The 20,895-nt window shown below is 68.9% G+C and carries 20 protein-coding genes; 16 read left to right on the top strand and 4 right to left on the bottom strand.

The window, feature by feature from the left end:
* The first annotated feature begins 6 nt into the window (after positions 1–6).
* Genes bamA through AC2EAQ_RS01930 form a run of 9 tightly spaced genes read left to right on the top strand, consistent with a single transcriptional unit; the run spans position 7 to position 8,196 of the window.
* Complete coding sequence (bamA, locus tag AC2EAQ_RS01970) at positions 7–2,310, top strand: outer membrane protein assembly factor BamA (RefSeq protein WP_484640021.1); 2,304 nt, start codon at positions 7–9, stop codon at positions 2,308–2,310.
* Positions 2,310–2,813 carry an OmpH/Skp family outer membrane protein gene (locus AC2EAQ_RS01965; protein ID WP_484640019.1) on the top strand — a complete coding sequence of 168 codons (504 nt, stop codon included), beginning with the start codon at positions 2,310–2,312 and terminating at the stop codon, positions 2,811–2,813. Before bamA ends, AC2EAQ_RS01965 begins: the two co-directional genes overlap by 1 nt.
* Positions 2,814–2,832: 19 nt before the next feature.
* On the top strand, positions 2,833–3,813 hold the full coding sequence (gene lpxD, locus AC2EAQ_RS01960; RefSeq protein ID WP_484640018.1) for a UDP-3-O-(3-hydroxymyristoyl)glucosamine N-acyltransferase: 981 nt from the start codon (positions 2,833–2,835) through the stop codon (positions 3,811–3,813).
* Positions 3,814–3,818: 5 nt separating this feature from the next.
* Positions 3,819–4,256: a 3-hydroxyacyl-ACP dehydratase FabZ gene (fabZ, locus tag AC2EAQ_RS01955; protein WP_484641134.1), complete on the top strand. Its 438-nt coding sequence runs from the start codon at positions 3,819–3,821 to the stop codon at positions 4,254–4,256.
* Entirely contained in the window at positions 4,253–5,041 is a 789-nt protein-coding gene (gene lpxA, locus AC2EAQ_RS01950) for an acyl-ACP--UDP-N-acetylglucosamine O-acyltransferase (protein ID WP_484640017.1), read from the top strand. Before fabZ ends, lpxA begins: the two co-directional genes overlap by 4 nt.
* A gap of 1 nt (position 5,042) precedes the next feature.
* On the top strand, positions 5,043–6,206 hold the full coding sequence (lpxB, locus tag AC2EAQ_RS01945; protein WP_484640016.1) for a lipid-A-disaccharide synthase: 1,164 nt from the start codon (positions 5,043–5,045) through the stop codon (positions 6,204–6,206).
* On the top strand, positions 6,175–6,810 hold the full coding sequence (rnhB, locus tag AC2EAQ_RS01940; RefSeq protein ID WP_484640015.1) for a ribonuclease HII: 636 nt from the start codon (positions 6,175–6,177) through the stop codon (positions 6,808–6,810). Before lpxB ends, rnhB begins: the two co-directional genes overlap by 32 nt.
* Positions 6,811–6,829: 19 nt before the next feature.
* Positions 6,830–7,609: a TrmH family RNA methyltransferase gene (locus tag AC2EAQ_RS01935; protein ID WP_484640014.1), complete on the top strand. Its 780-nt coding sequence runs from the start codon at positions 6,830–6,832 to the stop codon at positions 7,607–7,609.
* Between the two features lie 5 nt (positions 7,610–7,614).
* The gene (locus AC2EAQ_RS01930; protein ID WP_484640013.1) at positions 7,615–8,196 is read left to right on the top strand and encodes a hypothetical protein; all 582 of its coding nucleotides are present in this window, start codon (positions 7,615–7,617) and stop codon (positions 8,194–8,196) included.
* An 18-nt stretch (positions 8,197–8,214) separates the two neighbouring features.
* On the opposite strand, the gene ppsR is transcribed toward AC2EAQ_RS01930, so the two are convergent.
* Positions 8,215–9,039 (bottom strand): posphoenolpyruvate synthetase regulatory kinase/phosphorylase PpsR, encoded by an 825-nt coding sequence (gene ppsR, locus AC2EAQ_RS01925; protein WP_484640012.1) that lies wholly within the window; start codon positions 9,037–9,039, stop codon positions 8,215–8,217.
* Between the two features lie 155 nt (positions 9,040–9,194).
* Here ppsR and ppsA point away from each other — a divergent pair, with 155 nt between their 5' ends.
* From ppsA to AC2EAQ_RS01890, 7 genes are all read left to right on the top strand, one after another.
* Positions 9,195–11,603 (top strand): phosphoenolpyruvate synthase, encoded by a 2,409-nt coding sequence (ppsA, locus tag AC2EAQ_RS01920; RefSeq protein ID WP_484640011.1) that lies wholly within the window; start codon positions 9,195–9,197, stop codon positions 11,601–11,603.
* 135 nt (positions 11,604–11,738) lie between these two features.
* Entirely contained in the window at positions 11,739–12,101 is a 363-nt protein-coding gene (gene rpsF / locus AC2EAQ_RS01915; protein WP_484640010.1) for a 30S ribosomal protein S6, read from the top strand.
* 34 nt (positions 12,102–12,135) lie between these two features.
* Positions 12,136–12,417, top strand: a complete 282-nt coding sequence (priB, locus tag AC2EAQ_RS01910) for a primosomal replication protein N (protein WP_484640008.1) — start codon at positions 12,136–12,138, stop codon at positions 12,415–12,417.
* A gap of 33 nt (positions 12,418–12,450) precedes the next feature.
* The gene (gene rpsR, locus AC2EAQ_RS01905) at positions 12,451–12,741 is read left to right on the top strand and encodes a 30S ribosomal protein S18 (protein ID WP_484640007.1); all 291 of its coding nucleotides are present in this window, start codon (positions 12,451–12,453) and stop codon (positions 12,739–12,741) included.
* Positions 12,742–12,752: 11 nt separating this feature from the next.
* Positions 12,753–13,205, top strand: coding sequence for a 50S ribosomal protein L9 (gene rplI / locus AC2EAQ_RS01900; protein ID WP_484640006.1), 453 nt, complete (start codon positions 12,753–12,755; stop codon positions 13,203–13,205).
* Positions 13,206–13,326: 121 nt separating this feature from the next.
* A complete protein-coding gene (gene dnaB, locus AC2EAQ_RS01895; RefSeq protein WP_484640005.1) occupies positions 13,327–14,739 on the top strand; it encodes a replicative DNA helicase in 1,413 nt (470 codons plus the stop codon).
* A gap of 43 nt (positions 14,740–14,782) precedes the next feature.
* Complete coding sequence (locus tag AC2EAQ_RS01890; RefSeq protein ID WP_484640004.1) at positions 14,783–15,949, top strand: PA0069 family radical SAM protein; 1,167 nt, start codon at positions 14,783–14,785, stop codon at positions 15,947–15,949.
* 23 nt (positions 15,950–15,972) lie between these two features.
* Here the strand turns inward: AC2EAQ_RS01890 and AC2EAQ_RS01885 are convergent, their stop codons facing one another.
* From AC2EAQ_RS01885 to dnaK, 3 genes are all read right to left on the bottom strand, one after another.
* Entirely contained in the window at positions 15,973–17,628 is a 1,656-nt protein-coding gene (locus AC2EAQ_RS01885) for a response regulator (RefSeq protein ID WP_484640003.1), read from the bottom strand.
* A 66-nt stretch (positions 17,629–17,694) separates the two neighbouring features.
* Positions 17,695–18,837: a molecular chaperone DnaJ gene (dnaJ, locus tag AC2EAQ_RS01880; RefSeq protein WP_484640002.1), complete on the bottom strand. Its 1,143-nt coding sequence runs from the start codon at positions 18,835–18,837 to the stop codon at positions 17,695–17,697.
* 56 nt (positions 18,838–18,893) lie between these two features.
* Positions 18,894–20,888 (bottom strand): molecular chaperone DnaK, encoded by a 1,995-nt coding sequence (gene dnaK, locus AC2EAQ_RS01875; RefSeq protein ID WP_484641133.1) that lies wholly within the window; start codon positions 20,886–20,888, stop codon positions 18,894–18,896.
* Positions 20,889–20,895 lie beyond the last annotated feature (7 nt).

Raw genomic sequence — 20,895 nt, 5'->3', positions numbered from 1 at the left:
ATCCCGATGCTGCCACTCAACGCCCTCTTTCCCTTGCGCCCTGTGGCTGCCTGCATCGTCGCCGTGGCCTCGGCGGCTGCAACGCCGCTGGCCCTCGCGGCCGACCCGTTCTCCATCATCGACATCCGTGTCGAAGGCCTTCAGCGTACCGATCCCGGCACCGTGTTTGCCTCGCTGCCGTTCCGCAACGGGGACACCTACACGGACGAGAAGGGCGCCGCCGCACTGAGAGCGCTGTTCGCGACGGGCCTGTTCAAGGACGTGCGCATCGAGATCGACGGCAAGGTGGTCATCGTCATCGTCGAAGAGCGCTCCATCATCGCCAACGTGAGCTTCGTCGGCCTGAAGGAGTTCGACAGCGACACCCTGCTCAAGGCGCTGAAGGACTCCGGCATCGGCGAAGGCCTGCCCTTCGACCGTGCCCTGGTGGACCGCGCCGAGCAGGAGATCAAGCGCCAGTACCTGTCCAAGAGCCTGTACGGTGCCGAGGTCTCTACGACCATCACGCCGCTGGAGCGCAACCGGGTCAACGTGGTGTTCACGATGACGGAGGGCGAGTCGGCCAAGATCCGCGACATCCGCATCGTCGGTAACAAGGCGTTCTCCGAGAGCACGCTGCTGGGCCTGATGGGGCGCACCACGAGCGGCTGGCTCACCTGGTACACCAAGTCGGACCGCTATTCGCGCAGCGAGCTCAATGCCGACCTCGAAGCGCTGCGGGCCCACTACACCAACCGCGGCTATCTTGAGTTCGAGGTTGAGTCGACGCAGGTGACGATCTCGCCGGACAAGCAGGAGATCAGCATCACGATCTCGGTGCGCGAGGGCCAGCCCTACACCGTGACCGCGGTGCGCCTGGAAGGAGACTACCTCGGGCGCGAGGAGGACTTCCGCCGGCAGGTGCAGATCAAGCCGGGCGATCCGTACCGCAGCGCCGACGTGGCCGCCACGTCCAAGCGGTTTGGCGAACTTTTCGGCCAGTTCGGTTATGCCTTCGCCCGCACCGAGTCCCGGCCCGAGATCGACCGCGCGGCCGGGCAGGTCGTGGTGGTGCTCAATGCCGATCCGCAGCGCCGCGTCTACGTGCGCCGCATCAACGTGGCCGGCAACGATCGGACCCGCGACGAAGTCATCCGCCGCGAGTTCCGCCAGTTCGAGTCGGCCTGGTACGACGGCAACCGCATCAAGCTGTCGCGCGATCGGGTCGACCGGCTCGGGTACTTCAAGGAAGTCAATGTCGACACCGAGGAAGTGCCCGGCAGCCCCGACCAGGTCGACCTGACGGTCAAGGTCGTCGAGCGCCCGACCGGCAACCTGCTGGTGGGCGCGGGCTACTCGAGCAGCGACAAGCTGAGCTTCACGGCGTCGATCAAGCAGGAGAACGTCTTCGGCTCCGGCAACTACCTGGGCGTCGAGTTCAATACCAGCTCGTCGAACCGCAATCTGGTGCTGTCCACGGTCGACCCCTACTGGACGATCGACGGCATTTCCCGCGCGATCGACCTGTACTACCGCACGACCAAGCCGATCAATTCGCAGGGGGCGGAGTACGAGCTGGCCACGCCCGGCGCCACGATCCGCTTCGGCGTGCCGTTCTCGGACTTCGACACGGTGTTCTTCGGCATCGGCGTCGAGCAGACGCGCATCAACGGCGAGGTCACCAACAAGAGCTATCGCGACTACCGCGAGCTCTACGGTGCCAGCAGCATGTCGGTGCCGCTGACCATCGGTTGGGCCCGCGACCAGCGCGACAGCATCATCTCTCCCACGACCGGGCGCTACCAGCGCGCCAACGTCGAATGGTCGATCGGTGGCGACGTGCGCTACGTGCGCACCAATCTGCAGTTCCAGCAGTACATCCCCCTGACCTCCCGCTTCACGCTCGGCGTGAACGCCGAGGTCGGCTGGGGCAAGGGCCTGGGCGGCAAGCCGTACCCGATCTTCAAGAACTTCTACGGTGGCGGCCTCGGCTCGGTGCGCGTCTTCGAGCAGGGTTCGCTCGGCGTGGTGGACGTCACCAACAACTACATCGGTGGCAATCGCCGGCTCAATGTCAACGCAGAGCTGTACGTGCCCGTTCCAGGCACGGGCACCGACAAGAGCCTGCGTCTGTTCGGCTTCATGGATGCCGGCAACGTGTGGGGCGAAAGCGAGAAGATCACCGGCGACAGCATTCGGGCCTCGGCAGGCATCGGCCTGTCCTGGATTTCCCCGGTGGGCCCGCTCAAGCTGAGCTGGGGCACGCCGGTGAAGAAGCAGCCCAGCGATAGAATCGAGAAGTTCCAATTCCAGATCGGCACCGCATTCTGATGAACATGTGGAAATACCTCTGCGCCGTGGCCCTGGTGGCCGGCGCTGCTCCGGCGGTGCAGGCGCAGGAGCTCAAGATCGGGTACGTGAACAGCGAGCGGGTGCTTCGCGAGGCCAACCCCGCCAAGGCCGCCCAGGCCAAGCTGGAGGCGGAGTTCGGCAAGCGCGAGAAGGACCTGGCCGACCAGGCCGCCCGACTCAAGGCCGCTGCCGACAAGCTGGAGAAGGACGCTCCGACGCTGTCCGAGTCCGAGCGCAACCGCCGCCAGCGCGACCTCGTCGAGCAGGACCGCGAGTTCCAGCGCAAGCGCCGCGAGTTCCAGGAAGACCTGAACCAGCGCAAGAACGAGGAGCTCGCGTCGGTGGTCGACCGCGCCAACAAGGTCATCAAGCAGATCTTCGATCAGGAGAAGTACGACCTGATCGTGCAGGACGCCGTGCACTGGAGCCCGCGGGTCGACATCACCAAGAAGGTGATCGACGCGCTCAACGCCGGCAAGTGACGGCCTGAAGCGGCGGGCGATGCGCACCACCGTCGCCGAGATCGCCGCGCGGCTCGGCGGCGACGTGCTGGGAGACGCCTCGCGTCCGATCGACCGGATCGCGCCGATCGACACGGCCGGCCCGTCGCACATCACCTTCGTCTCGCATCCCCGGTACAAGTCCAGGCTGGAAGGCCTGCGCGCAGGCTGCGTGATCGTGCCCCCGGCCCTGAGCGACGCCGTGCCCCCGGCAGTCTCGGCCATCGTCACGGCCGACCCCTACCTGTACTACGCAGATCTGTCCCAGTGGTGGGCCGAGGCCGATGCCGCAGCCGATACCCGGGCCGCACCCCGGATCCACCCCAGCGCCGTGGTCGAGGTGGGGGCCCGCGTGGCCGACGACGCTGTCATCGGTGCCCTGTGCTACATCGGGCGCGACACGGTCGTCGGGCCGGGCACGCGCATCGCCGACCGCGTGACGCTGGGCGCGCGCTGCGTCATCGGCAGCGGCTGCATCGTGCACAGCGGGGTGGTGATCGGCGCCGACGGCTTCGGTTTCGCCCCCCACGAGGGCCGCTGGATCAAGATCGCGCAGCTGGGCGCGGTGCGCATCGGCAACGACGTCGAGATCGGTGCCAACACCTGCATCGACCGCGGCGCGCTCGACGACACGGTCATCGAGGACGGCGTGAAGCTCGACAACCTGATCCAGATCGGCCACAACGTGCATGTCGGGGCGCACAGCGCGATGGCGGGATGCGTCGGCGTCGCGGGCAGCGCCCGCATCGGCCGCCACTGCACCATCGGCGGTGGCGCCATCGTGCTCGGGCACCTCGAGCTGGCGGACCATGTCCACATCACTGCGGCATCGGTCGTCAGCCGGTCGATCCTGAAGCCGGGCCAGTACAGCGGCATGTTTCCCATCGACGACAATGCGTCCTGGGAGAAGAACGCCGCCACCCTGCGGCAGTTGCATGCGCTTCGAGAGAGGCTGCGTGCGCTGGAGAAGAGGTTCGCCTGATGACGATGGACATCCACAAGATTCTCGAGCGGCTGCCGCACCGGTACCCGATCCTGCTGGTCGACCGCGTGCTGGAGCTCGAGAAGGGCGTGCGCATCAAGGCGCTGAAGAACGTCACGATGAACGAGCCGTACTTCACCGGCCACTTCCCGCACCGGCCCGTGATGCCGGGCGTGATGATGCTCGAGGCAATGGCGCAGGTGGCCGCGCTGCTGTCGATCGAGACGGTCGGCGTAACCCTCGATGACAAGTCGGTGTTCTACTTCGCCGGTATCGACGGTGCCCGCTTCAAGCGCCCGGTCGAACCCGGTGACCAGCTGGTGTTCGAGGTCGTGCTCGAGCGTGCCAAGGCCGGCATCTACAAGTTCAAGGGCACGGGCAGCGTGGGCACGGAGGTCGCGGTGGAAGCCGAGCTGATGTGCACGATGCGCAAGGTGGCGTGAGCAACACGATCCATCCCACCGCGCTGGTGGATGCCGGCGCCGAGCTCGACGGCGTGAGCGTCGGGCCGTACGCCGTGATCGGCAACGGTGTGCGGATCGGCGCGGGCACCTCGATCGGGCCCCATGCCGTCATCGAGGGGCCGACCGTCATCGGCCGCGACAACCGCATCCATGCCCATGCCGTGCTGGGCGGTGCGCCACAGGACATGAAGTACCGCGGCGAGCCCACGTCGCTGGTCATCGGCGACCGCAACACGATCCGCGAGTTCTGCACCTTCAACCGCGGCACCACGCAGGACGCCGGCACCACGCGGCTGGGCGACGACAACTGGGTCATGGCCTACGTCCACATCGCGCACGACGTGCAGGTGGGCCACCGCACCATCCTGGCCAACAACGCCACGCTGGCAGGTCACGTCCACATCGGCGACTGGGTGATCGTCGGCGGCCTCACCGGCGTGCACCAGTTCTGCAAGATCGGCGCCCATGCGATGACGGGCTTCCAGAGCCACGTGTCGCAGGACGTGCCGCCGTTCATGATGGCCGCCGGCCACCCGCTGGGCGTCAGCGGCTTCAACATCGAGGGCCTGCGCCGGCGCGGCTTTTCGCGCGAGCGCATCGCGCAGGTCAAGCAGATGCACCGGCTGCTCTATCGCGACGGCCTGACGCTGGACCAGGCCAAGTCGGCCATCGGCGCCCTGGCGGGCACGGTGGAGGGTGGCGACGTCGACATCCGCATGATGCTCGACTTCCTCGCCGCCGCCACGCGCGGCATCGCGCGTTGACGTGAGCACCTTGGCCGCCGTGCCGGTTGCGCCGGCCTTCGGCCTGGTGGCCGGCGAGGCGTCCGGCGACCTGCTCGGCGGGCTGCTGCTGGCGGGCCTGCGCCAGCGCTGGCCGCAGGCCCGGGCCTTCGGCATCGGTGGCCCGCGGCTGGCGGCGGCGGGCTTCGACGCCTGGTGGCCGCACGACAAGCTCGCGGTGCGCGGCTACGTGGAGGTACTGCGCCACTACCGCGAGATCAAGGGCATCCGCGACGCGCTGGGCGACCGGCTGGTGGCCGATCCGCCGGACCTGTTCATCGGCGTCGATGCGCCCGACTTCAACCTCGGGCTCGAGGCCCGCCTGCGGTCGAAGGGCATCCCGACGGCGCACTTCGTGTGCCCGTCGATCTGGGCCTGGCGGCCCGGTCGCGTCGAGACGATTGCGCACAGCACGGACCACGTGCTGTGCCTGTTTCCGTTCGAGCCGGCACTGCTGGCGCGTCACGGCATCCGAGCCACCTACGTCGGCCATCCGCTGGCCGACACCATCCCCGACGACCCTCCGCGCGACGCCGCCCGGGCGGCGCTCGGCCTGGACCGGGACGCTTCGGTGGTGGCCCTGCTGCCGGGCAGCCGACGTTCGGAGATCGCGGCCATCGCGCCGACCTTCCTGGCGGCGGCGGCCTGCCTGGCTCGGGCCCGCCCCGACCTGCGCTTTGTCCTGCCGGTGGTCCCCGGCCTGCGCGGCCTGATCGACCCCCTGGTGGCGCGCCATGCGCCGCAGGTGCCGCTGCAACTGCTGGACGGTCGCTCGCACGAGGCCCTGGCCGCGTGCGACGTGACCCTGATCGCCAGCGGCACGGCCACGCTGGAGGCGGCGCTGTTCAAGCGCCCGATGGTGATCGCCTACAAAATGCACCCCGTGTCGTGGCAGATCATGAAGCGAATGCAGCTGCAGCCCTGGGTCGGCCTGCCCAACATCCTGTGCGAGGACTTCGTCGTGCCCGAGCGCATCCAGTCGGCGGCCACGCCGCAGCGGCTGGCCGACGACGTGCTGGCCTGGCTCGACGCGCCCGAGCGGGCCGCAACGGTGCAGGCGCGCTTTCGCGACCTGCATGCGCTGTTGCGCCGCGACACCGCCCGGACGGCCACCGATGCCATCGAGAAGATCCTCCAGGGCGCCTGAGCAGCTGGCGCTGCACTGGTCCGGGCCCGGCCTGATCGCCGGGGTGGACGAGGTCGGCCGCGGCCCGCTGGCCGGGCCGGTGGTGGCCGCCGCCGTGATCCTGGACGACCTGCACCCGGTGCGGGGTCTGCGCGATTCGAAGAAGCTCGGTGAGGCGACGCGCGAGCGTCTGGACGCCGAGATCCGGGCCAAGGCGCTGTGCGTGAGCGTGGCCGAGGCCTCGGTCGAGGAGATCGACCGCCTGAACATCCTGGCAGCGACGATGCTTGCGATGCAGCGCGCCGTGGAAGGCCTGCGCCTGCCCCCGACCCTGGTGCTGGTGGACGGCAATCGGCTGCCCCGGTTGAGGGCACCCGCCGAGGCGGTGGTGCGCGGCGACGACCGGGTGCCGGTGATCGCTGCCGCGTCCATTGTGGCCAAGGTGCATCGCGACGCGCTGCTCACGGCCCTTGATGGGGACCATCCCGCCTACGGCTTCGCCACCCACAAGGGCTATCCGACGCCGGCCCATCTGGCCGCGTTGAGGGCCCATGGCGCCTGCCCGGCGCACCGGCGCAGCTTCGCCCCCGTGCGTGCGGCCATGGCCGCCAGCCCGCAGGCCTGAATCGCGCCAAGGCCATGCCATGAGCCCGGTGACCGACATCACTTCGCGCGACAACCCGCTGCTCGTGCGCGTGCGGCGGCTGGCGCGACAGGGCACCCATTACCGCCACGACGGCGCGGTCTGGGTGGAGGGCGAGCACCTGTGCGACGCCGCGCGCCGGCGTGCCCGGCTCGTCGGCCAGTCCGTGATCAGCGAGAGCGCCTGGGAGCGGCCCGCGCTGCGCGAGCTGGCCCACTGGGCGCCCCGCGTGGCCCGGGTCTCCGACCGCCTGTTCGGCGGGCTGACGGCCCTGGGTTCGAGCACCGGCATCGGCTTTCTGGTCGACATGGCCGAGGCGCCGTCGGTCCGGCCGGGCCGGGCCAGCGTCGTGCTCGACCGGGTGCAGGATGCCGGCAACGTGGGCAGCATCCTGCGCACCGCGTCCGCACTCGGCTTCGGTCAGGTGATCGCGCTCGAAGGCACGGCCGGGCTGTGGTCCACCAAGGTGCTGCGCGCCGGCATGGGGGCGCACTTCGGGCTGGACCTGATCGAGGGAGCGTCGCCAGCGGCCCTGGCCACGCTGGGTGTCCCCCTGGTGATGGCCAGCTCCCACGCCGAGCAGGCCCTGGACGTGCACCCGCCGCCGTTTCCCTGCGCCTGGGTCTTCGGCCACGAAGGGCAGGGCGTCGCACCGGACGTGGCGGCCCTGTGCGCCCGCGCCCTGCGCATCCCCCAACCCGGCGGCGAGGAGTCGCTCAACGTGGCGGCGGCCGCGGCGATCTGCCTCTACGCGACCCGCTCGGGAACTCCGCCATGTTGACGCACATGCTTCGCCTCGCCGCGGCAGCGCTGTGGGCCGTCGCGTTCCTGCAGGCGCCAGTGGCCCGGGCGGCGGCCGACGAATTGCTCGTGGTGGCGGCGGAGCCGGCCATCGACCCCTGGTGGCTGCGGGCCCGCTGGCAGCCGCGCTCGCAGACCGTGCGGGGCGTGCCGATCCGGCGCCTGCATCCCCAGTGGTGCGCGGCCGAGGCCTTCAGCCGCGAGTTGCTCGCACAGGCCTTGCCGGGGCCGGCCGCGTCGGGCGTGGCCGCATCGCAGACCTTCTTCCTCGAGGGCTCGTTCGACGGCAGTGGCCGGCCTCAGCTGGCGTTCGTCGGCGCCTATCGCCAATGCGGTGGCGAGCAGGGGCTGTTCCTGGCGATCGTCGAGCCACATCGCGACCGGCCCCGGATGCGCTTCCTGGTCGAGGTGCCCGACCCGGGCTCCGCACTGGCCACCCTGGGCCTCGAACCCGACGGCACGCTCGCGGTGTGGTGGTGCGTCGACTGCGCCAACGGAGCCCGCATCGAGTTCAACCGCGAAAGCCGCGGCTTCTTCGTCGCCGGCCCGGCGTCGCCCCGGCGCTGAAGCCTCGACGCCGGCCGGTCAGTAGATCAGCCGGTCGGGCCGGATGTCGCGCAGGATCGTGGTGGCGATCTCCTCGATCGACTTGTGGGTCGACGACAGCCAGGCGATGCCCTCGCGCTTCATCATGCGCTCGGCCTCGGCCACCTCGTAGCGGCAGTTCTCCAGCGATGCGTACTTGCTGGCCGGGCGGCGCTCGTTGCGGATCTGCGCCAGCCGGTCGGGGTCGATCGTCAGCCCGAAGCACTTGTGCTTGAACGGGGCCAGCGACGCGGGAATCCGGCCGCGCTCGAAGTCCTCGGGGATCAGCGGGTAGTTGGCCGCCTTCACGCCATGCTGCATGGCCAGGTACAGCGACGTGGGCGTCTTGCCGCTGCGGCTGACGCCCACCAGGATCACGTCCGCGCTCTCCAGGTTCTTGGCGCTCTGGCCGTCGTCGTGCGCGAGCGAGAAGTTGATCGCCTCGATGCGGTCGTTGTACTCCTCGCTCTTGGCGGCGTCGGAGAAGCGCCCCACGCGATGGTTGCTCTTGACGCCGAACTCCACCTCCAGCGGCTCGACGAAGGTGCGGAACATGTCCAGTACCAGGCCGCGGCACTCGGGCCCGGTGACGATCGAGCGCACCTCGTCGTTGACCAGGGTGATGAAGACGATCGGGCGCCGGCCCTCGTGGGCGGCCGTGCGGTTGATCTCCTCGACCACCTTCCAGGCCTTGTCGGGCGAGTCGACGAACGGGCGCCGCACATGGCGGGGCTTGGCGGCGAACTGGGCCAGGATCGAGTTGCCGAAGGTCTCGGCCGTGATGCCTGTCCCATCCGACACGAAGAAGACGCTGCGATTGGGCATGAAACGGATGATAGGCCCCGTAGAATCCCTGACCAAACGCCGCGGCACGCCTCGATGCGCTCCTCCCCAGGTTCTTCCAGCGAACGCCCCTTCGGAGTGGCAGCGCTCGGCTCCGACCCGCCGGCCCCGATTTTTCATTGCTACGGAGCCTTCCCATGTCCCAAGCGAATCTGGCGACCGCCCTGGTCGTACCGTTTGAACAACTGAGGATGACGGATGTCGAGGTGGTCGGCGGCAAGAACGCCAGCCTCGGCGAACTGATCAGCCAGCTGGCCGCCACCGGCGTGCGCGTGCCCGGGGGGTTCGCCACCACGGCGCATGCCTTCCGCGAGTTCCTGGCGCACAGCCGCCTGACCGAGCGCATCAACGCGCGCCTTCAGCGCCTGAACGTCGACGACGTCAAGGCGCTGGCCGAGGCGGGCGCCGAGATCCGTGCCTGGGTGCATGACGCGCCGTTCCCGCCGGCGCTGGAGGCTGCGGTGCGCGAGGCCTACGCGGCCCTCGTGGCCGGAAGCCCGGAAGCCACGTTCGCCGTGCGCTCGTCGGCCACCGCCGAGGACCTGCCGGACGCCTCCTTCGCCGGCCAGCAGGAGACCTTCCTCAACGTCCACGGCATCGACGAGGTGCTGGAGAAGATGCGCGAGGTGTTCGCGTCGCTCTATAACGACCGCGCCATCAGCTACCGCGTCCACAAGGGCTTCGCCCACGAGCATGTCGCGCTGTCGGCCGGGGTCCAGCGCATGGTGCGTTCCGACCTGGGCGCTGCGGGCGTCATGTTCACGATCGACACCGAGTCCGGGTTCCCCGACGTGGTCTTCGTGACCTCGAGCTGGGGCCTGGGCGAGACGGTGGTGCAGGGCGCCGTGAATCCGGACGAGTTCTACGTCCACAAGCCGATGCTGGCGCAGGGCAAGAACGCCCTGATCCGCCGCACACTCGGTTCGAAGCTGCTGCGCATGACCTTCAGCACGGCGCAGGAGAAGGCCGCGACAGGCAAGCTCGTCAAGACCGAGGACAACCCGCCGGAGCTGCGCAACCGCTATTCGCTCAGCGACGCCGACGTGCAGGAGCTCGCGCGCTATGCCGTGGCCATCGAGAAGCACTACGGGCGCCCGATGGACATCGAGTGGGGCAAGGACGGCGCCGACGGCAAGCTCTACATCCTGCAGGCCCGCCCGGAGACCGTGAAGAGCCAGGCGGCGGGGCAGGTCGAGCATCGCTACAAGCTCGTCGGCGACCGCAGCAAGACCACCGTGCTCGCCGAAGGCCGTGCGATCGGCCAGAAGATCGGCACCGGGCCGGTCAAGCTGGTCAAGTCCGCCGCCGAGATGGACCGCGTGCAGCCCGGCGACGTGCTCGTCACCGACATGACGGACCCGAACTGGGAGCCGATCATGAAGCGCGCCAGCGCGATCGTCACCAACCGCGGCGGACGCACCTGCCACGCCGCCATCATCGCGCGCGAACTGGGCATTCCCGCCGTGGTGGGCTGCGGCGACGCCACGTCGACGCTGCCCGACGGGTCGCTGGTGACGGTGGCCTGCTCCGAGGGGGACACCGGCTACGTGTACGACGGCGTGCTCGAGACCGAGGTGACCGAGGTCAAGCGCGGCCAGATGCCGTACTGCCCGATCAAGATCACGATGAACGTGGGCAACCCGCAGCTGGCCTTCGAGTTCGCGCAGATGCCCAACTCCGGCGTCGGCCTGGCGCGGCTGGAGTTCATCATCAACAACGACATCGGCGTGCATCCGAAGGCGATCCTGGACTATCCCAACATCGATGCCGACCTGAAGAAGGCCGTCGAGTCCGTCGCGCGTGGCCATGCCAGCCCGCGCGCCTTCTACGTCGACAAGCTGGCCGAGGGCGTGGCCACCATCGCGGCGGCGTTCTGGCCCAAGCCGGTGATCGTGCGGCTGTCGGACTTCAAGAGCAACGAGTACCGCAAGCTGATCGGGGGCGCCCGCTACGAGCCCGACGAAGAGAACCCGATGCTGGGCTTCCGCGGGGCCAGCCGCTACATCAGCGGCGACTTCAGCGACGCCTTCGGCATGGAGTGCGAGGCCCTCAAGCGCGTGCGCATCGACATGGGCCTGACCAACGTCGAGATCATGGTGCCCTTCGTGCGCACCGTGAAGCAGGCCGAGCGCGTGCTGGCCCTGCTGGCCGACCGGGGGCTCAAGCGCGGGCAGGACGGCCTGCGCGTGATCATGATGTGCGAGGTGCCGAGCAACGCGATCCTGGCCGACCAGTTCCTGCAGCACTTCGACGGCATGTCGATCGGTTCGAACGACCTGACCCAGCTCACCCTCGGTCTGGACCGGGACTCGGGCATCGAGCAGCTCAGCGGCGACTTCGACGAGCGCGACCCGGCCGTGCGCGCCCTGATCTCCCGGGCCATCGCGGCCTGCCGCGCCACCGGCAAGTACGTCGGCATCTGCGGCCAGGGCCCGAGCGACTACCCGGATTTCGCCCAGTGGCTGGCCCAGGAAGGCATCGTTTCCCTCTCCCTGAACCCGGACACGGTGGTCGACACCTGGGAGCGCCTCGCGGCCCGCTCCTAGGCCCGGCCAGGCTCACCAGGAAAGCCCGCTATAATCGCGGGCTTTCCCCTTGCCGCACCTGCGTGTTGACGCTGCAGGGCGGCTTCCGGGCCCGCAGGCTTTGCGCCTGCAGGCCGAATCCACAAGGAGCCACGAATGCGTCATTACGAGATCGTTCTCCTGATCCACCCGGATCAGAGTGAACAGGTTCCGGCCATGCTGGAACGCTACAAGGGCCTTGTCACCGCTGGCGGTGGCAAGCTGCACCGGGTCGAGGACTGGGGACGGCGTCAGCTGGCCTACCAGATCCAGAAGCTCGGCAAGGCCCACTACCTCTGCCTGAACATCGAGTGCACCAAGGAGATCCTGGGTGAACTGGAGACGGGCTTCCGCTTCAACGACGCGGTCCTGCGCCACCTGACCGTGGCAATGGACAAGGCCGAGACGGCCCCGTCGGTGATGATGAAGCACGTCGAACGCGAGGAAGCTCGCAAGGCACAGCAGGAGACCGCCGCCTGACAGCCGGGCCGGCCGCGACCCGGGAGCCGCAGCGATGAACCGGCTGGTTCTGGCTGCGACGCTCGTGGAGCGCGGCGCCGTGCGATACACCCCTGCCGGTCTGCCGGCCCTGGACCTGCTGCTACGGCACGAGTCCACGGTCAGCGAGGACGGGCAGCCGCGCAAGGTCTCTCTGGAGATCCGGGCGCTGGCGATCGGGGCGATCACGCGGCAGGTCGGTGCGATGGCGCTGGGCAACCCGGGCATGTTCTCGGGGTTTCTGGCAGCCGGTCGCAACGGCCGCGGACAGGTCTTTCACGTCACGGCGCTCGATTGAGCAAACGCATTCAAGGTATCAAGGAGTCACGTCATGCCCCCACCCCGCGGTAAAGGCAAGTTCTCGAAGGATCGCAAGCCCCGTCGCAACCAGCAGTCGCTGCTGTTCCGTCGCAAGCGCTTCTGCCGCTTCACGGTCGCCGGCGTCGAGCAGATCGACTACAAGGATGTCGACACGCTGCGCGACTTCGTCGGCGAGAACGGCAAGATCACCCCGGCCCGCCTCACCGGCACCCGGGCCTTCTTCCAGCGTCAGCTGACGTCGGCGATCAAGCGCGCGCGCTTCCTGGCGCTGCTGCCCTACACCGACCAGCACAAGGGCTGAGGAGTATCCATATGCAAGTCATCCTGCTGGAAAAGGTCGCCAACCTGGGCAACCTGGGCGACGTCGTCAAGGTCAAGGACGGGTTCGCCCGCAACTTCCTGATCCCGACCCGTCGTGCCCGCCGCGCGACGGAAGCGGCGCTGAAGGAGTTCGACGCCCGCCGCGCCGAGCTCGAGAAGGCTGCGGCCGAGAAGCTGTCGGCAGCCCAGGCCGCCGGCGAGAAGCTGGCCGGCAAGACCCTGACCATCACGCAGAAGGCCGGCGTCGACGGCCGCCTGTTCGGTTCGGTCACCAATGCCGATATCTCCGAGTCGCTCAAGGCCCAGGGCTTCGACGTGCCCAAGGCGTCGGTGCGCATGCCGCACGGCCCGATCAAGCACACCGGCGAGCAGACGCTGTCGGTGGCGCTGCACACGGACGTGGCAGTGGAGATCCAGGTCGTCGTCGTGGGCGACGTCGACTGAGCGTTCCTCGCTCCGTCTGCCCGAGGGCCGGCTCTGCCGGCCCTTGTTCTTTTCGGGCCCACCGGTTCCCCACAGGGTTGTCCACCGCGGCCGGGCCGCTGTCGCCTTAACATCCCAGCGCATGTCTGCCGTCTTCACTGCCCGTGACAACTCCCCCTCGCGCGACGACGACGTGGCGCGCCTGCGGGTGCCCCCACACTCGATCGAGGCCGAGCAGAGCGTGCTCGGCGGGCTGCTGCTCGACAACAGCGCCTGGGACCGTGCCGGCGACCTGCTGACCGACAGCGACTTCTACCGCTACGAGCACAAGGCCATCTACAAGGCCATCGGCGACCTGGTCTCGTCCAGCAAGCCGGCCGACGTGATCACCGTGTTCGAGCAGCTGCAGATGCACGGCAAGGCCGAGGAATGCGGCGGCATCGCCTACCTGAACGCCCTCGCGCAGTCGGTGCCCAGCGCCGCCAACCTGCGCCGCTATGCGGAGATCGTGCGCGAGCGCGCGGTGCTGCGCAAGCTGATCGAAGCCAGCGACGAGATCGCCACCAACGCCTTCAACCCGCAGGGACGGTCGGTCAGCCAGATCCTGGACGAGGCCGAGGGCCGGGTGTTCCAGATCGGCGAGGAGGGCCAGCGCAGCAAGCAAGGCTTCCAGAGCATGGACCAGCTGGTGGTCCAGCTGATCGACCGGGTGACCGAGCTGCACGAGAACGGTGCCGAGGACGTGACCGGCGTGCGCACCGGCTTCTTCGACCTCGACCGCATGACCGCCGGCCTGCAGCCCGGTGACCTGATCGTGCTGGCCGCCCGCCCGTCGATGGGCAAGACGGCGTTCGCGCTGAACATTGCCGAGAACGTGGCGGTGCAGGAAGGCCTGCCGGTCGTGGTGTTCTCGATGGAAATGGGTGCGTCGCAGCTGGCGCTGCGCCTGGTGGGTTCGCTGGGCCGCATCGACCAGAGCGGGCTGCGCACCGGCCGCATCAAGGACGACGACTGGGGTCGCCTGTCCGAGGCGGTGGACAAGCTCAAGAACGCCAGCATCTTCATCGACGAGACACCGGGCCTGAGCGCGGCCGAACTGCGGGCGCGGGCGCGCCGCCAGGCGCGCACCTGCGGGCGCCTGGGCCTGATCGTCATCGACTACCTGCAGCTGATGAGCGGGTCTTCGGGCAGCGACGAGAACCGCGCCACCGAACTGGGCGAGATCTCGCGCGGCCTGAAGGCGCTGGCCAAGGAGCTGCAGTGCCCGGTGATCGCGCTGTCGCAGCTCAACCGCAGCGTGGAAACGCGCAACGACAAGCGGCCGATGATGAGCGACCTGCGCGAGTCCGGTGCCATCGAGCAGGACGCGGACGTGATCATGTTCATCTACCGCGACGACTACTACAACAAGGACAGCAAGGAGCCGGGCGTGGCCGAGATCGTGATCGGCAAGCAGCGCAATGGCCCGGTGGGGACGGTCAAGCTCACGTTCCTGAAGCCGCTCACGCGCTTCGACAACCTCGCCCCCGGCAGCGTCGGCTCCAACGACTACTGACCCGCTCCCTTGCACCCCTGCGCAGACTGTATATATTTACAGTATGCGCAAGACGATCGACACCGACGCCGCCCGCGTCCCGACGCGCCCGGGCACCGGCTCGCTGAGGGGGCGCGGCACCGCCTGGGCCATCGAGCACCGGTTCGCCACGCGTCACCACGAGGCCGAGGACGACGGCTGGAGCGTACCGACCCCTGCAGGGCTGGATGACGCCGGCGGCACCAGAGGCAGCGGCCCCGCGCCGGTGCCCACGCAGGTGACGGAGCAGCAGGTGCGCACCATCCTCACCGGCAACGACTCGCCGGACATCGCGTTCGACCTGTCCATCAATCCGTACCGCGGCTGCGAGCACGGCTGCGTGTACTGCTTTGCGCGGCCCACCCACAGCTACCTGGACCTGTCGCCCGGGCTCGACTTCGAGACCCGGATCGTGGCCAAGGTCAATGCCGCGCAACGCCTGCGCGCGGCACTCCAGGCGCCCGGCTACACGCCCCTTGTGCTCAACATCGGTTCCGCCACCGACGCCTACCAGCCCACCGAGAGACGCCTGCGCATCACGCGCAGCCTGATCGAGGTGCTGGCGGAGTACCGCCATGCGTTCTCCGTCATCACCAAGTCCAGCGGCATCGAGCGCGACCTCGATCTGCTGGCGCCGCTGGCACGCGACGGGCTCGTGTCGGTCTATGTGTCGATCCCCACGCTCGACGGCGATCTCGCCCGCATCATGGAGCCGCGCGCCACCGCCCCCGAGCGGCGCCTGCGGACGATCGAGCGCCTGGCCGCGGCGGGGGTGCCGGTGGGCGTCAGCGTTTCGCCGTTGATCCCCTTCGTCAACGACGGCGAGCTGGAGCAGGTGCTCGAGCGGGCCCGGTCGGCGGGCGCGCGCTGCGCCTTCGCCACCGTGCTGAGGCTGCCGTGGGAGGTGAATCCGCTGTTCCAGCAATGGCTGCAGACGCACTTTCCGCAGCGGGCCGCCCGTGTGATGGCGCGCATCCATGACCTGCGGGGCGGTCGCGACAACGATCCGCGCTTTCACGAGCGCATGAAAGGGCAGGGCGTCTGGGGCGACCTGCTGGCCCAGCGCTTCGCCAAGGCCACGGCCCGCCTGGGCCTGTCCACCCAGCGCATTGCGCTCGACCTGGCGAAGTTCCGGCGTCCTGCCGAGCCGCTGGGCACGGCCGGCGCAGCGGCCCAGGGCTGCCTGTTCTAGGGCCTTCCAGGGCGTCCCGCGCTTCAGGCCGGGCTCGCCGCCTTCGGGCCACCCTGGCGCAGGGCGACACCGCCTTCGCTGCGGTCCTTCGGCGCGCCGAGCGTCGGCACGGCGGCGCTGCCGGCGCAGAGCTGGTGCATGGCCTCGACCTGGCGCGCCAGATCGTCCGCATCGGCGATCTTCTCGCGGTGGCGCTGCAGCGTCAGCCGGGCCGTGTCTGCCAGCTTGGCGTTGCCTGTTTCTGCAGCATGGGCCAGCAGCGCCTGGACCGCGGCGCGCGCGTTGCCGGCCAACGAATGCGATAGGGCCTGCTCCGCCAGTTGGGTGATCCGCAAGTGCGCGGCCCGCACCTGCTGCTCGTAGGGCGGGTAGGGCGATGCCGCGCGGGCCAGCAGTTCGGACACGCCCCGGCCGGTGGAAAAGCGCAGCGCCAGGCGGTCGAGCCAGCGCTCGGCGGCATCGAGGCGGATCTCCGCGGCCGCCATCTCGGCCAGCAACGAGAGCAGGTTGCAGGCGGCCTCGACGTCGAAGTCGTCGTCGCCCACCGCGTCGGCCAGTCCGCGCAGGCCGTCCAGGGCCGAGGCCACCTTCTTGTCGAGCAGGTCGGCCAGCACGCCCACCACCGCGCCGAAGCGGGCCAACCGCCGGTCGCCGGCCTGACGTTCGAGAGCGCGGGCCAGCGTGCCGACACAGCGCGACAGCGCCTTGCGGTCCTTCTGCCGGAAGTGCACGAACGCCAGCAGCACCAGCGACTGGGGGTCGAACAGCTTCGAGTTGCTGCCCACGAGCGCAGCCCGCCCGAGCGCCTTGGCGGCCTCGTCGTGGTCGCCCATCATGAAGGCCAGCATGCCCTGCTTCTGCAGCCGCGTGATCGAGTTGGGCGTCAGGGTGCTGGCCTGCCGGAACGTGTCCAGCGCCTGCTGCAGCTGGCCCTGTTCCATCTGCACCCGGCCCATCACGTCATAGGCGTCGGCGTAGCCGGGCTGGGCCGCCACGAGCGCGTCGAGCGTGCGCAGGGCCGCGGCCGGAGCGCCCGCCGCGGACTCCGTGCGGGCCACGCCCAGCCGGGCCCAGGGCAGGGCCTGCGCGGCGATCACCGCCTCGTAGAGCTTGCGTGCCGCGTCGTGGTGGCCCAGCCTGAGCAGCAGCTCGGCTCCCAGGCGTGCGGCATAGAGCCAGTAGCGCGCCCGGGCCTGAAAGCGCTGGAGGCACAGTCGCGCGGCGGCCTCGTACTGCTCGGCCTCGATCGCCTCGAAGATCCCGGCCAGCGCCCGCTTGCGGTCCAGCGCCTGGCGCAGGCGCAGGCCGAGGGCGTCGGCCTTGTGCGGCTTGAGCAGGTAGCTGTCGAGCGCCGACTCGGCGGCTTCGGCCACCTTGGCGTAGTTGGCCTCGCCGGTGATCATGACGAACACCGTCGCGTAAGGCAGCAGCTGGGCCCGGCGCAGGTCGTCGAGCAGGTCCTGACCGGTGGTGGCCGTGCCGGGGAAGTACTGCTCGCACAGCACGATGTCGAAGCGGCGCACCTCCAGCGCGCGGCGCGCGTCGGCCACACGGCTGGTCTGCACGACTGCGCCGACGCCGAAGTCGCGCAGCTGGGCCGCAAGGATGCTGCGGGACGTCGGGTTGGCGTCGACGACCAGGGCGCGGCTGTCGGCCAGGTCGCGCTGGAGTCGGTTCATGGGGTATCGCAGGCCGCCACCTCCCGGTATCGGCCTGCGGCGCCCCGACTTGACGCCGCCGCGGAACTACTTGAACAAGTCCTTCACGCGATCGGTCCAGCTCTTCTCGTCGGGCGAGTGGCGCGACCCGCCCTTCTTGAGCGACTCGTCGAGCTCGCGCAGCAGCTTCTTCTGCGCGTCCGTGAGCTTGATCGGCGTCTCGATCGAGACGTGGCAGTACAGGTCGCCCGGGTAGCTGGAGCGCAGGCCCTTGATGCCCTTGCCCTTGAGGCGGAAGGTCTTGCCGTGCTGCGTGCTCTCGGGCAGCTCGATCTCGACCTTGCCTTCGAGCGTGGGCACCTCGATCGCGCCGCCCAGCGCCGCGGTGGTCATGCCCACCGGCACCGTGCAGTGCAGGTCGTCGCCGTCGCGCTCGAAGATATCGTGCTGCTTGATGCGGATCTCGATGTACAGGTCGCCGGGGGGGCCGCCGTTGCTGCCGGGCTCGCCGTTGCCTGCCGAGCGGATGCGCATGCCCTCGCTGATGCCGGCCGGGATCTTGACCTCGAGCGTCTTCTGCCGCTTGACCTTGCCTGCGCCGTTGCAGGTGGCGCACGGCTCGGGAATGATCTTCCCGGACCCGCGGCACTGAGGGCAGGTCTGCTGGATCGAGAAGAAGCCCTGGCGCAGGTGGACCGTGCCGGTGCCGTTGCACTGCGGGCAGGTCTTGGCCGACGTGCCGGGCTTGGCGCCGGTGCCGTGGCAGGTGTCGCAGTTGTCCCAGCTCGGGATGCGGATCTGCGTGTCCTTGCCGAGCGCCGCTTCCTCGAGCGTGATCTCCAGGCCGTAAGACAGGTCGGCGCCGCGGTAGACCTGCTGGCCCCCGCGGCGGCCGCCGCCCGCGCCACCGAAGATGTCGCCGAAGATGTCACCGAAGGCTTCCGCGAAGCCGCCGAAGCCCTCGGGCCCCGGGCCACCGCGGAAGCCGCCCATGTTGGGGTCGACGCCCTGATGGCCGAACTGGTCGTAGGCCTGGCGCTTGGCCGGGTCGGACAGGATCTCGTAGGCCTCCTTGGCCTCCTTGAACTTCTCCTCGGCGGCCTTGGCCCCGTCGCCCTGGTTGCGATCGGGGTGGAACTTCATGGCCAGCTTGCGGTAGGCCTTCTTGATGTCGTCCTCGGAGGCGTTCTTCGCCAGCCCGAGGATGTCGTAAAAGTCGCGTTTGGCCATGCTGCCCTCAAGGTCCTCCACCGGCGTGCCCGGTCGTCACCGGGCACGCGCCTGCCTTACTTGCGGACTTCCTTGAAGTCGGCGTCGACGACATTGTCGTCGTCGGCGGGCTTGGCCTGGCCGGAAGGCTCGCCGGCCGGGCGTGCCGCCTCGGCCGCGCCCTGGGCGGCCGCGGCCTTCTGCACGTCCGCGTACATCTTCTCGGACAGCTTGTGGCTCGCGGCCATCATGGCGTCGGTCTTGGCCGTGATGTCGGCCTTGTCGTCGCCCTTGATCGCTTCCTCGACGTCCTTGATGGCCGCCTCGATCTTGGCCTTCTCGTCGTCGCCGAGTTCCTTGCCATGCTCGGCCAGGCTCTTCTTCACGCTGTGGGCCATGGCGTCGGCGTGGTTGCGCGCCTGCACCAGCTCGAGCTTCTTGTGGTCCTCGGCGGCATTGGCCTCGGCGTCCTGCACCATCTTCTCGATCTCGGCCTCGGACAGGCCGGAGTTCGCCTTGATGGTGATCTTGTTCTCCTTGCCGGTGCCCTTGTCCTTGGCGTTGACGTGCAGGATGCCGTTGGCGTCGATGTCGAACGTGACCTCGATCTGCGGCAGGCCGCGCGGCGCCGGCGGGATGCCCTCGAGGTTGAACTCGCCCAGGCTCTTGTTGCCCGCGGCCATCTCGCGCTCGCCCTGGTAGACCTTGATCGTCACCGCCGGCTGGTTGTCGTCGGCCGTGCTGAACACCTGCGAGAACTTGGTCGGGATCGTGGTGTTCTTCTTGATCATCTTGGTCATCACGCCGCCCAGGGTCTCGATGCCCAGCGACAGCGGCGTCACGTCCAGCAGCAGCACGTCCTTGCGGTCGCCGCTGAGCACCTGGCCCTGGATGGCGGCGCCCACCGCAACGGCCTCGTCGGGGTTGACGTCCTTGCGCGGCTCCTTGCCGAAGAAGGCCTTCACCGTGTCCTGCACCTTGGGCATGCGGGTCATGCCGCCCACCAGGATCACGTCGTCGATCTCGCTGGTCTTGACGCCGGCGTCCTTGATGGCCGTGCGGCAGGGCTCGACCGTCTTCTCGATCAGGTCCTCCACCAGGGCCTCGAGCTTGGCGCGGGTGAGCTTGATGTTCAGGTGCTTCGGGCCTGACGCGTCGGCCGTGATGTAGGGCAGGTTGACGTCGGTCTGGGTGCTGGAGGACAGCTCGATCTTGGCCTTCTCGGCGGCCTCCTTCAGGCGTTGCAGGGCCAGCACGTCCTTGGTCAGGTCCACGCCCTGTTCCTTGCGGAACTCGGTGACGATGTAGTCGATGATGCGCTGGTCGAAGTCCTCGCCGCCGAGGAAGGTGTCGCCGTTGGTCGACAGCACCTCGAACTGCATCTCGCCGTCCACGTCGGCGATCTCGATGATCGAGATGTCGAACGTGCCGCCGCCCAGGTCGTACACCGCGATCTTGCGGTCACCCTTGCCGCCCTTGTCCAGGCCGAAGGCCAGGGCCGCGGCGGTGGGCTCGTTGATGATGCGCTTGACTTCCAGGCCGGCGATGCGGCCGGCGTCCTTGGTGGCCTGGCGCTGGCTGTCGTTGAAGTAGGCCGGCACCGTGATCACGGCTTCGGTCACTTCCTCGCCGAGGTAGTCCTCGGCGGTCTTCTTCATCTTGCGCAGCACTTCGGCGCTGACCTGCGGCGGTGCGAGCTTCTTGCCGCGCACCTCGACCCAGGCGTCGCCGTTCTCGGCGGCCACGATGCTGTAGGGCATCAGATTGATGTCCTTCTGCACCTCGCCCTCGGTGAACTTGCGACCGATCAGGCGCTTGACCGCATACAGCGTGTTGCGCGGGTTGGTGACGGCCTGGCGCTTGGCCGACGCGCCGACGAGCACCTCGCCGTCGTCCTGGTAGGCAATGATCGACGGCGTGGTGCGGGCACCCTCGCTGTTCTCGATGACCTTGGTCGTGTTGCCCTCCATGATCGCCACGCACGAGTTCGTCGTGCCGAGGTCGATGCCGATGATCTTTGCCATTTGATGTGCTCCTGAAGCGGAAAGTCCGGTTGTCTTCGAGTTGTGGATAAGTCGG

Source organism: Aquabacterium sp. T101, assembly GCF_057219775.1.
The sequence above is the reverse complement of the archived record's forward strand: the minus strand, read 5'-3'. Positions and strand labels throughout refer to the sequence as shown.